This window comes from Mesorhizobium sp. YR577, assembly GCF_900116595.1.
GTDB lineage: Bacteria > Pseudomonadota > Alphaproteobacteria > Rhizobiales > Rhizobiaceae > Mesorhizobium_M.
Window position 1 is genome coordinate 41898 of the sequence record NZ_FPBI01000033.1, and the last position, 11125, is coordinate 53022.

Here is an 11125-nt window from a genome sequence, read left to right on the forward strand (position 1 = left end):
GCAAGGCTTCGCGACAGGCGCGGCCCTCCAATTCCGGCAACAGGTTTCAACAGGAATCCATCATGACCGCATTCGCAAAAACCCGGCTACGATTGTTCTCGCAAGCCATTTCCCGCCGTGCAGCTCTCGCGGCATTGCTCGCCGCCGGGGTCGCTTTCGTGAATATCGCCACGCCGTCGCCGTCCTTCGCCGAGGACAAGAAATCGATCAAAGTCGGCATCATCAGCGGTGAGGATGAGGACGTCTGGCGCGTCGTCACAGAACAGGCCGCCAAGAACGGCCTGACGATCGAGACGGTCGTATTCAACGATTACACCCAGCCCAACGAAGCGCTGGAACGCGGCGAGATCGACGCCAACGCCTTCCAGCATCAGCCCTATCTCGACAACCAGATCAAGACCCAGGGCTACCACATCGTTTCGGTCGGCTACACCGGCGTCTGGCCGATCGGCCTTTACTCCAAGAAGTTCACCAAGATCGCCGACCTTCCGGAGGGTGCGGTGATCGGCGTGCCGAACGATCCGTCCAACGAGGGCCGCGCGCTTCGCGTGCTGCAGAACGAGGGCGTTATCAAGCTCAAGGACGGCACCGGCATTCTGGCGACGATCGCCGACATCACCGAGAACCCGAAGAAGGTGAACATCAAGGAACTTGATGCCGGCATCGTCGGACGTTCGGTGGAAGACCTCGACGCCGCCGTGGTGAACACCGACTGGGCGCTGAAGAGCGGCCTTACGCCGGAAAACCGTATTGCCCAGGAGCCGGTCGCCGACAATCCCTACCGCAACTTCATCGCCGTGAAGGCCGGCAGCGAGAACGAGCCATGGGTCAAGGGGCTGGTTGCCTCGTATCAGAACGAGGCCGTGAAGGCCGAGTTCGACCGCGTCTACAAGGGCACCGGCATCAGCGCCTATTGACGCTTGCCGAAGCGCCTTTGTTCCAATCATGAGGCTGCCCGCGGCTCAGGCTGCGGGCAGTCTCGTTCTGCGTTTTGCAGCCAGATTCCCGGCTGTCGGGAAAGGAACCCGAAATGACCCAGCACTTTGCCATCACTGAGGCCGGTGATCTGCCGGCGAAGGGCGATCCGCCGGCGCCTGAGCAGGTCGTTCGCCTGGTCGACGTCAAACGCCGGTTCGGCATGACGCCGGCCATCGACGACATATCGCTCTCCGTCGGCAAGGGCGAGGTTCTGGGCATCATCGGCCGCAGCGGTGCCGGCAAGTCGACGCTGATCCGCTGCCTTAACGGTCTGGAACGCCCCGATTCCGGCCAGATATTTATCGAGGGCCGGGATATTGCCCAGCTTGGCGAGCGCGATCTACAGCCGCTGCGCCGTCGCATCGGCATGATCTTCCAGCATTTCAATCTTCTCTCGGCGAAAACCGTCGAGGACAATGTGGCGCTGCCGCTGAAGATAGAAGGGCGCTCCAAGGCCGAGCGTCGCAAGCGTGCCGCCGAGCTTCTCGAACTGGTCGGCCTTTCGGAGAAAACCAAAGCCTATCCGGCATCACTCTCCGGCGGCCAGAAGCAGCGCGTCGGCATTGCCCGCGCGCTCGCGGCACGGCCGGCTTTGCTCCTGTCGGACGAGGCGACTTCGGCGCTGGATCCCGAGACGACGCGGTCCATTCTAGCACTGCTCAAGGACATAAACCGGCAACTCGGACTGACCGTCCTGCTGGTCACGCATGAGATGGAAGTGGTCCGCAGCATTGCCGACCGCGTTGCGGTGATCGATGCCGGCCGGATTGTAGAGGAGGGGCCTGTCTGGTCGGTCTTTGCCGATCCGAAGTCGCACATCACTCAGAGCCTGCTCGGGGGCATCCGCCCGCAACTGCCGGCGGAGATTTCTGTGTTGCTGAAGCCGGCCGGCAAGGAAGCGATCTTGCGGATCGATGTTGCCGGGGAGGCGGCGCGAAGCCCGCTGCTTTCCGATCTGGCCGCCGCGGTACCGGGTTCTTTCCGGCTGATCCATGGCGGCGTCGATCATGTCCAGCGCCAGCCAGTGGCGAGCCTGTTTCTCGGCGTGCCCGCGATCGAGGCTGATCATGTCGCCAAAATTGTCGAATTCCTGAAGACCCGCAATGCCCGGGTGGAGGTGCTTGGTTATGTCACCGGTAATGATTGATCTACTGCTTCGCTCGCTGTGGGAGACGGTGTTGATGACCGCCGCTTCCGGTGTCATCTCGCTCGTCGTCGGCCTGCCACTGGGCCTGGCTCTTGTCGCCACAGACCGTGGCGGCATTGCCGAGAACTTGTGGGTCAACCGCGTCCTTGGAACGGTCATCAATGGTTTCCGATCCGTGCCGTTCATCATCCTGCTCGTGGCGCTGATACCGGTCACAAGGCTGATTGTCGGCACTTCGATCGGCACCTGGGCGGCGATCGTACCGCTCTCCATTGCCGCAACGCCGTACTATGCCCGCATCGCCGAAGTGTCGCTGCGTGAGGTCGATCGCGGGTTGATCGAGGCGGCGCGCGCCATGGGCGGCAACCGCTGGACCATCATCCGTGAAGTGCTGGTGCCGGAAGCGCTTCCGGGCATTGTCGCTGGTTTTACGGTAACCTTGGTGACGCTCGTCGGGGCATCAGCCATGGCCGGCGCGATCGGCGCCGGAGGATTGGGCGACCTCGCCATCCGCTACGGCTATCAGCGCTTCGAGACGAATATCATGATCGCGGTCGTGGTCGTGCTGATCGTCATGGTCTGCGCCATCCAGTGGGTCGGCGACCGCCTGGTCGCCTATCTCGACCACAAGGCGTGAGGCCAATCAGCGAAATGCATCAGGAATCTTGAGCCGATTGCGGCGGCCATCGGAACTCAGACGCCTGTCGCAGGTGCTGGCGCAGCATCGCTTCTGCCCATTCCATGTCGCCCGCCTCCACCGCGTCGAGAATGGCCAGATGCTCACGGCAGGATTGCTCGATGCGTTCGACCGGAAGCTCGAGGAATACGCCCGATTCGTGCATGCGCCGGAGATTGTTCTGCTGCCGCACGGCGTCCACCAGGAACCGGTTTCCCGAACAGGCGGCCAGGCTTTCGTGGAACGACGCATTCACGCGAAACCACTCGTCGCCGCCTGTGCTGGCCTGAGGGTCCTTCAGGATGCGCTCATGCGCACGGCGGACCTGTCCCAGATGTTCGGGGTCGGCATTGAACGCCGGCGCCCGCAATGCAGCGCACTCGACGACGATGCGAAATTCGTAGCTCTCGCGATAAGCCTGGTCGCCGACCAGCGAGTCGACGAAGCGCCAGCCATGCCCGGGTAGGCGCTGCGCCAGTCCCTCTGCTGCAAAACGCATCAGCAGCTTGCGCACGATGCCTCGCGAAACGCCATAGCGCGGCATCAGTTCGGCTTCTGACACATCTTGCGGAAGCTCCCCCGATGCCCGCTCGCGCATCATTTGTCGATACAAAACTTCAATCGGCGAACTCGGCAGCAGCTCGTGGATATCTATGCCCGAGATGTCCAAGGCGATGCGAAGCCCACGCTTTTCCGTCGGCTGCAGCACGCCTTTTTCCACCAGCATGTCGAGCGCGGCACTGATCGGAGACCGCGACACGCCGAAAGCGCGGGCGAGTTCCGGCGCCGAGATCCGGGTGCCGATGCCCAGCTCGAAATCGCGGATTCGCTCAAGGATACGCCGCGCCAGATCGATCTGAAGCGGGCTCGGGCCTTCCGCGTGTTCGTGCTCATCACTCGTTGTCTCGTCCATGAGGTCTCCCGTGCGAAGCGCATTATAGACGTAACACAACGCAACGCGAACCCCTAAAACCATGTGAATTTGTGCTTTTCATTTAATCAAAATGCACTATGCTAATTTGAAACGCGACTGCCGAGGCTTTATTTGATGACTGACATTGCCCCTTTCCCTCTCGTTGAAGTCCGGGGAACGCCAAGCGAGCGCGGGCGTATGTATGGCGAAGAGGCGCGTGAGCGCGTCAGGCTTTCCGCCAGCCTCTACGAGGAGCAATTGCGTCGGCTCGGTTTCAGCTCTGAAGACGTATCCCGGCTCGTCACGATATTCCTGCCGAACATCAAGGAATGGGCGCCCGATCTGGTTGAGGAAATGGAGGGAATTGCAGCCGGCGCGGCTGTCGATCTCACCTCCGTCGTGCTCGTCAATGCGCGAACAGAGGTGCTTCAACTGGCGCGCCGTGAAAAAGGCGTCGGCGACGACGAGCCGGATGGCTGTACCGGCGCTGTCATCCTGCCTGAAGCGACACGGGATGGCGCACTCATCCATGGCCAGAACTGGGACTGGAAGGCCGAATGCGCCGACACCTCGATCGTGCTGAGAATCCTGCGCGACGACGGCCCCGATGTCCTGACCTTCACGGAAGCCGGCGGCCTGGCGCGCAGCGGCTTCAATTCGGCCGGCATAACGGTAACGGCCAACTATCTCGAATCCGATCGTGACTATCGCGAAATTGGCATCCCCTTGCCGTTCATCCGCCGGCGTGCGTTGGAGGCGCAGCATTTCGCCCTGGCGCTTCGCGTCGTCGCGATTACGCCGAAATCCGGCTCGAACAACATGATGGTCAGCACGGCCGAAGGCTATGCGGTTGATCTGGAATGTGCGCCGGACGAGGCTTTTCCGATCTATCCCAAGAACGGGATGATCGTGCACGCCAATCACTGGCAAAGCCAGGTGGCGCTTGCGAAGCTCAAGGAGACGGGTCTAGCCAGCGTGCCGGACAGTCTTTATCGCGATCACCGCATCGAAAAACTTCTATCTGCGCGCAACGGCGACATCGTCGCAGATGATTTGAAGAACGCGCTGTTCGACGATTTTGCAGCACCCTTTTGCGTGTGCCGTGCGCCGATGAAGAAGGAGGGCGGCAACCTCTCCGCCACCGTTGCGATGATCGTCTGCGAGCCTGCGAAAGGCATGATGGAAATTGCACCGCTGCCGGCAATCAATCGTGCATTCACCGGCTATGATTTGAAGATGGATGAAGCGCTGCTCGTCAGGCTTTCCAGCACAAGTGGTCTTGCAAATGGCGTCGCCGCCAAACACGGGGAGAAACGATGGTCCGCTTCCTCCTGAGCCGGATCGCTACGGCGATCCCGACCCTGCTGATCGTGTCGATCACGGTATTTGCTCTCATACGGCTTATTCCGGGTGACCCCGCGACATTGATGCTGGGTGATCTCGCGCAACCGGGACAGGTCGAGGCATTGCGCCGTCAGATGAGCCTCGATCAGCCCGTTGTCGTTCAATATCTGATCTGGCTCGGCAATGTCGTTTCGGGCGACTTCGGCCAGTCGATCTCTACGCACCAGGCAGTCCTGCCGCTTATTCTTGAGCGCTTTTCCGTGTCGGCAACGATCGTTCTTCTTGCCGTCTTTCTAGCTTCGCTGATCGCTGTACCTGCGGGCATGTTCGCCGCCTGGCGGCAGGACCGTTTCAGTGACATCGCGGTCATCGCGACATCGACGCTGCTCTTGTCGATCCCGAGTTTCTGGCTCGGCCTCATGATGCTCATGGTATTCGGGCTCTGGCTGGGTTGGCTGCCTGTGGTCGGTTATGTTCCCTTCGGGCGCGACTTCACCGGCGCGCTGCTCTACACCATCATGCCCGTTGCCACGCTGGTCATGGTTGAATCCGGCTCGATCGCCCGCATGGCCCGAGCAAGCACGATCGAAGTTGCGCGGCTGGACTACATCACCCATGCACGCGCCAAGGGCCTGTCGGAACCAGCCGTCATGTGGCGGCACGCCTTCAAGAACGCCTTTGCGCCGACATGGACTCTTATTGGCCTTATTCTGGGCAGCCTGCTCGCCAATATTGCCGTCATCGAAACCGTCTTCACCATACCCGGTCTCGGACGGCTGCTGGTCGATGGAATCTATGCCCGAGACTATCCCGTCGTGCAGGGCTGCATGCTGTTCATCGCCTTCATCTATGTTGTGGTCAATCTGGCCGTCGATCTCGTCTATCCGCTTCTTGATCCGAGGGTCACGACATGATCGCTCGCGTTATGAAACAGCCGCGGATGCGCTTCAACGGTCTGGTCGGCGGCATCGTCGTAGCGCTGCTTCTGTTCGTCGCGATCGCCGGGCCCTGGTTTGCACCTTACGATCCGCTCAAGCTTGACCTTCTGTCGCGCCTAAAGGGGCCGTCGCCGGCCCATCTGCTAGGTGCCGATGAATTCGGGCGCGATGTCCTAAGCCGGCTAATTTATGGTGCGCGCACCAGCGCCTGGATCGCATTCTCCACTGTCGCCTTTGCCATTTTCTTCGGCGTGATCGTTGGCGTCATCGCCGGGTTTTTGCGGGGCTGGATCGATCGCATTTTGATGACGTTCAATGATGCGCTGCTGGCGTTTCCCGGCCTGCTCCTGGCACTGGGCTTCATGGCGGTGTTCGGCGCGAGCCGCAACGGTATCATCATAGCACTCGGTCTTGCCTATCTGCCGGTGGTGGTGCGCGTCGTTCGCGGCGCGGTGCTATCCATTCGCGAGCGGGAATTCGTTGAGGCATCGCGCGTCATGGGCAATAGAGAGATCATCACGATGGCGCGGCATGTCTTACCCAATTGCGTGGCACCCATTACCGTCTTGGCGACCACCATGTTCGGCTGGATCATTCTTTCGGAAAGCGCATTAAGCTTCCTTGGCCTGGGCGTGCCGCCGCCGGCGCCGAGTTGGGGCAACATGCTGGCAACGGCGCGGCCTTATATCAGCCAGTCGCCGCATCTCATCATCCTGCCCGGCCTGTGCATCTCGATCACGCTTCTCGGCGTAAACATGCTGGGCGACGCAATCCGCGACCGCCTTGACCCTAAGATGCAGAGCTGACCATGACACCGCAATCAGACGTGCCGTCGCCGATCCTCGCCGTCGACAATCTCTCGGTACAAATCGGCCCGGACGGAGGCAAGGTTGTTGACGGCTTGAGTTTCTCGATCGCGCCCGGCGATATGCTGGCTCTGGTCGGTGAATCTGGTTCGGGTAAGACAATGGCCGCGCGCGCCGTTCTTGGATTGCTCCCGCCACCGCTAATAGTGACGCCGGACAGCAGCATCCGCTTTCGCGATACGGAGCTTCCACGCCTGCCACCAGCGGCCATGCGCAAGATACGCGGCGCGCGGATCGGCATGGTATTCCAGGAACCGATGGTCTCCCTCAATCCATCGATGACCGTCGGCGACCAGATGGCGGAGGGCCTACTTCTGCACCACCGGCTTGGGAAGGCCGAAATTAGGGATCGTTGCCTGGCGATGCTGGAACGCATCCGAATTCATGAGCCGGCGAAATGCCTGGCGGCTTTCCCGCATGAGTTCTCCGGCGGCATGCGTCAGCGCATCATGCTGGCCTCGGTGATGCTGCTGAAGCCTGATCTTCTGATCGCCGACGAGCCCACGACGGCGCTCGACACGCTGGTTCAGCGCGATGTGCTCAACCTGATGGTAGAGCTGACGACCGAGAACCAGACCAGCGTCCTGCTCATCAGTCATGATCTCGGCATGGTGTCTCATTACGTCCGCAACGTCGTGGTTATGCACAAGGGCGTTGCCGTCGAGCAGGGTGAAAGCACGCAAGTGCTGCATGGCCCGAAACACGAGTATACGAAGCGCCTTGTCGATGCCCTGCCACGCCGTTCCGCTGGCGGTGCTCGCGCGGATCACGCAGGCGAGCCATTGATCGAACTCAGGAATATCGTCATCGATTATCCAGGCCGTGACGGGCTTTTCAAGAAGACAGAAGGCAAGCGCGCGGTGCATGGGGTGGACCTGACGATAGGAAAGGGCGAGACGCTGGCGCTGGTCGGCGCATCGGGTTCCGGCAAGACCACGCTTGGCCGCGCGATCGTCGGTCTCGTGCAGCCTTCCAGTGGGACGATAGAATTTCGCGGTCAATCGCTGCTCGATCAAGGTGCAGCCGCCCAGCGCCGCGAGATGCAGATCATCTTCCAGGATCCATACTCCTCGCTCGATCCGCGCCAGCGCGTCGAGGATATCGTCGGTGAACCCTTGAAGCTGGACCCGACGTTGGATCGCCGCCAGCGAGCCGAGCGTGTGAAGGAGGTCTTCTCCGAAGTCGGTCTCGGGCCGGAGTTCGCGCGTCGCCTGCCGCACCAGCTTTCCGGCGGCCAGCGCCAGCGCGTCGCCATTGCGCGGGCGATCGTGAGGCGGCCCGCTTTCGTCGTCGCGGACGAACCTGTCTCGGCTCTCGATATGACGGTTCAGAAGCAGATCCTGAAGCTGATCCGCGGCTTGCAGGAGCGTCACGGCTTTGCCTGCCTGTTCGTCTCGCACGATCTCGGCGCCGTGGAGCAGGTCGCCGACCGCGTCGCCGTCATGGAGAATGGGCGCATCGTCGAGATCGGCCGCCGCGATGAAGTCTTCGACGATCCGAAGCACGAGTATACGAAGCGGCTTCTGGATGCGGCGATGCTGCTCGACCGGAAATTTGTGGGTGTGGATGTAGTCGCCCAGCACCGCCATCCAGGTGATCGGCACCGCGCCGGTGGCGACCATGCGGCGCACGGCCATGTCATGCGCCTCAGCGTGACACCGCCCGAGGCGTCGGTGACGATGAAGACGTCATAGCCCTCGGCCAGCGCCTGGATCGCCGGCATGGCCAGGCAGATCTCGGTATAGAGCGCCGCCGGGACGAGTTGCTTGCGGCCGCTCTTCTTGACGATGTCGGTGACGTTCGGATCTTCCCAGGTGTTGATGAAGGTGCGGTTGATCACCTTCTGGTCCGGAACGGGTGCTGTCACGTTGTTTTACTAAAGCCAGGCGAAGGCCTTGCGGTTGAAATCAAGCCACCGCGCCGGTCACAGCCCTCCACAGCGCCATTGCGCGGATACGATGAATGTGGGTGGTGAGGGCGGAGTGCCTGTGGTGGGACGGGACGAAAAGATTTCTAATTGCCGAAAAGACGGAGATGAACCGTTGCAGTCCGCCGGCGGATCGAAAGCCTTGCATCAACCGTTCTCGTTTTCGAAGCGGTAAGTCGTGCCGATCCTGTCCCAGTTGCTGAAGGCCGAAATGGCCGAGCGCGAGGTTCGCTCCATAGCCTATCACATGAAGGCTGCCCGCTTCCCTGCCTACAAGGATCTCTCCGGCTTCAACTTCGCCGCCAGCGAGATCAATGAAGCAACCGTGCGTCAATTACACCGATGCGAGTTCATGGACTGAGTACAGAACATCGTGCTCGTCGGCGGGCCGGGCACAGGAAAAACACATGTCGCGACCGCCCTTGGTGTCCAAGCGATCGAGCACCATCGCCGAAAGGTCCGCTTCTTCTCCACGATCGAATTGGTCAACGCGCTCGAGCAAGAGAAGGCTAAGGGCAAGGCGGGGCAAATCGCAGAGACCTTGGTCCGCCTCGATCTGTTGATCCTGGACGAGCTTGGATATCTGCCGTTCAGCGCCTCAGGCGGAGCGCTGCTCTTCCACCTGCTCAGCAAGCTCTACGAGCGGACCAGCGTCGTTATCACCACAAACCTCAGCTTCAGCGAATGGGCAACGGTCTTCGGCGACGCTAAGATGACGACCGCGCTGCTCGACCGCCTGACCCACCGTTGTCATATCCTGGAAACCGGGAACGACAGCTTCCGCTTCAAAGCCAGTTCGGCCGCCGCAGCCCAAAAGAGAGGAGAAAAAGCCAATCCCTTGACCAAACCCTGATCAGAAAACCATACTCAGAGGTGGCTCACTTCTCGGTGGAAAAACCGGCTCAGTTCCGAGTGGAAACCAACAGGGAGACGTTAAAGCGAGGCGGCGGATCGAAATTCGCGTCAGGAAACGTTCCGAGCCGGAAACACAACCGGTAACGACCGAACTTTGAGCCACCTACGGTCGACCCAATAGGAGAGTTGCGCATCTGCAATGTTCACGTTTCGTGCGCCGAAAGTCGCATAAGATGCACGAGGGAACCATCACAAAGTAGAGGCGAGTCCATTTTTGATCGCCATTCCGACTAAATATCAGGTGACGTCCCGGGACGTGGTGTAGCTGGTAGCGCGGTGGTCATCGGCGCTTTCCGGTAGGGTCTGGTTGTCGACACCAACCCGTTCCTGGAAGGACCACCGATGACCGACGACATGATGAACCTGCGCACGCTCGTGGAGAAGAGCGCGGATGCCGATCTTTTGCGTGAGATGATCGGCTTCGCGGCCGAGCGGCTGATGGAGATGGAGGTGGGTGCCGCGACCGGCGCTGCCTATGGCGAGAAGAATCCGCTCTGGACAGCGCAGCACAACGGCTACCGCGACCGGGACTGGGAGACACGGGCGGGGACCGTCGAGCTGCGCATCCCGAAGCTCAGCAAAGGCTCTTACTTCCCAGGCTTTCTCGAGCCGCGCCGCATGGCCGAGAAGGCGCTGACGGCCGTCATCCAGGAGGCCTATGTCCAGGGGATATCGACGCGCTCGGTCGACGACCTGGTCAAGGCGATGGGCATGTCGGGGATATCGAAGAGCCAGGTCTCGCGGCTCTGCGAGGAGATCGACGGCAAGGTGAAGGCTTTCCTCGAACGGCCGATCGAGGGCGACTGGCCGTATCTGTGGATCGACGCCCCCTACCTGAAGGTCCGCCGGGGCGGACGCATCGTCTCCGTTGCCGTCATCGTCGCCGTAGGCGTCAACACCGACGGCCGCCGCGAGGTGCTGGGCATGGAGATCGGCACCTCCGAGGCAGAGCCGATCTGGACGGAGTTCCTGCGCAAGCTCACCAGACGCGGCCTGCGCGGCGTGAAGCTGGTTGTCTCCGATGCACACGAGGGACTGAAAGCGGCCGTCACAAAGGTTCTCTCGGCCACATGGCAGCGCTGCCGCGTCCACTTCATGAGGAACGTGCTGGCGCATGCCGGCAAGAGCGGGCGCCGCGTCGTCTCGGCCTTCATCGCCACCGCCTTCGTCCAGGAGACGCCCGAGGCAGCCAGCGCCCAGTGGCGCGCCGTGGCTGATCAGATCCGGCCGAAGGTCCCGAAGCTCGCCGCCATCCTCGACGACGCCGAACCCGATGTGCTCGCCTACATGACCTTCCCGAAGGAGCATCGGGCAAAGCTGCATTCGACGGATGAGATCGACAAGCGCTTTCTTTCCGGTTGTGATATCATTTCCTAGCGTGGGCGACCTCGTGGCGAAGCGCGGCGCACCGGTTGAAAGCG

The 11125-nt window shown here is 61.3% G+C and carries 8 protein-coding genes and 4 pseudogenes; 9 read left to right on the plus strand and 3 right to left on the minus strand.

Going from position 1 to position 11125, the window contains the following annotated elements; all coding sequences use genetic code 11:
• Positions 1-62: 62 nt before the first annotated feature.
• The 3 genes from BM413_RS29240 (at position 63) to BM413_RS29250 (ending at position 2762) form a co-directional block, all read left to right on the plus strand.
• Positions 63-917, plus strand: coding sequence for a MetQ/NlpA family lipoprotein (locus BM413_RS29240; RefSeq protein ID WP_091918385.1), 855 nt, complete (start codon positions 63-65; stop codon positions 915-917).
• A gap of 113 nt (positions 918-1030) precedes the next feature.
• Complete coding sequence (locus BM413_RS29245; protein WP_091918376.1) at positions 1031-2125, plus strand: methionine ABC transporter ATP-binding protein; 1095 nt, start codon at positions 1031-1033, stop codon at positions 2123-2125.
• Complete coding sequence (locus tag BM413_RS29250) at positions 2106-2762, plus strand: methionine ABC transporter permease (protein ID WP_091918377.1); 657 nt, start codon at positions 2106-2108, stop codon at positions 2760-2762. Before BM413_RS29245 ends, BM413_RS29250 begins: the two co-directional genes overlap by 20 nt.
• A 19-nt stretch (positions 2763-2781) precedes the next feature.
• On the opposite strand, the gene BM413_RS29255 is transcribed toward BM413_RS29250, so the two are convergent.
• A complete protein-coding gene (locus BM413_RS29255) occupies positions 2782-3714 on the minus strand; it encodes a GntR family transcriptional regulator (RefSeq protein WP_175544486.1) in 933 nt (310 codons plus the stop codon).
• A gap of 135 nt (positions 3715-3849) precedes the next feature.
• Between BM413_RS29255 and BM413_RS29260 the strand changes: the two genes are divergently transcribed.
• The 4 genes from BM413_RS29260 to BM413_RS29275 are packed head-to-tail and all read left to right on the plus strand — an operon-like array spanning position 3850 to position 8556.
• Positions 3850-5049 carry a C45 family autoproteolytic acyltransferase/hydrolase gene (locus tag BM413_RS29260; protein WP_091918379.1) on the plus strand — a complete coding sequence of 400 codons (1200 nt, stop codon included), beginning with the start codon at positions 3850-3852 and terminating at the stop codon, positions 5047-5049.
• Positions 5031-5972, plus strand: coding sequence for an ABC transporter permease (locus BM413_RS29265; RefSeq protein WP_091918380.1), 942 nt, complete (start codon positions 5031-5033; stop codon positions 5970-5972). Before BM413_RS29260 ends, BM413_RS29265 begins: the two co-directional genes overlap by 19 nt.
• Positions 5969-6802 (plus strand): ABC transporter permease, encoded by an 834-nt coding sequence (locus BM413_RS29270; RefSeq protein WP_091918381.1) that lies wholly within the window; start codon positions 5969-5971, stop codon positions 6800-6802. The genes BM413_RS29265 and BM413_RS29270 overlap by 4 nt, the downstream gene beginning before the upstream one ends.
• Positions 6803-6804: 2 nt before the next feature.
• On the plus strand, positions 6805-8556 hold the full coding sequence (locus BM413_RS29275) for an ABC transporter ATP-binding protein (RefSeq protein WP_244538089.1): 1752 nt from the start codon (positions 6805-6807) through the stop codon (positions 8554-8556).
• Positions 8557-8570: 14 nt separating this feature from the next.
• Here the strand turns inward: BM413_RS29275 and BM413_RS33880 are convergent.
• Together BM413_RS33880 and BM413_RS29285 are read right to left on the minus strand one after the other, a co-directional pair.
• A pseudogene (locus tag BM413_RS33880) lies at positions 8571-8729 on the minus strand (hydrolase); the annotation flags it as partial.
• Positions 8730-8769: 40 nt separating this feature from the next.
• Positions 8770-8979: pseudogene (locus tag BM413_RS29285) on the minus strand (IS6 family transposase); the annotation flags it as partial.
• Here BM413_RS29285 and istB point away from each other — a divergent pair.
• Together istB and BM413_RS29295 are read left to right on the plus strand one after the other, a co-directional pair.
• Positions 8968-9642, plus strand: a pseudogene (istB, locus tag BM413_RS29290) (IS21-like element helper ATPase IstB); the annotation flags it as partial. The pseudogenes BM413_RS29285 and istB overlap by 12 nt on opposite strands.
• Positions 9643-10046: 404 nt before the next feature.
• Positions 10047-11045 (plus strand): annotated as a pseudogene (locus BM413_RS29295) (IS256 family transposase); the annotation flags it as partial.
• Positions 11046-11125: the final 80 nt, after the last annotated feature.

What these genes read in the sequence shown, in the direction of transcription:
- BM413_RS29240 (WP_091918385.1), top strand. Translation starts at nt 63, where the DNA reads ATGACCGCATTCGCAAAAACCCGGCTACGATTGTTCTCGCAAGCCATT.
- BM413_RS29245 (WP_091918376.1), top strand. Translation starts at nt 1,031, where the DNA reads ATGACCCAGCACTTTGCCATCACTGAGGCCGGTGATCTGCCGGCGAAG.
- BM413_RS29250 (WP_091918377.1), top strand. Translation starts at nt 2,106, where the DNA reads ATGTCACCGGTAATGATTGATCTACTGCTTCGCTCGCTGTGGGAGACG.
- BM413_RS29255 (WP_175544486.1), bottom strand. Translation starts at nt 3,714, where the DNA reads ATGGACGAGACAACGAGTGATGAGCACGAACACGCGGAAGGCCCGAGC.
- BM413_RS29260 (WP_091918379.1), top strand. Translation starts at nt 3,850, where the DNA reads ATGACTGACATTGCCCCTTTCCCTCTCGTTGAAGTCCGGGGAACGCCA.
- BM413_RS29265 (WP_091918380.1), top strand. Translation starts at nt 5,031, where the DNA reads ATGGTCCGCTTCCTCCTGAGCCGGATCGCTACGGCGATCCCGACCCTG.
- BM413_RS29270 (WP_091918381.1), top strand. Translation starts at nt 5,969, where the DNA reads ATGATCGCTCGCGTTATGAAACAGCCGCGGATGCGCTTCAACGGTCTG.
- BM413_RS29275 (WP_244538089.1), top strand. Translation starts at nt 6,805, where the DNA reads ATGACACCGCAATCAGACGTGCCGTCGCCGATCCTCGCCGTCGACAAT.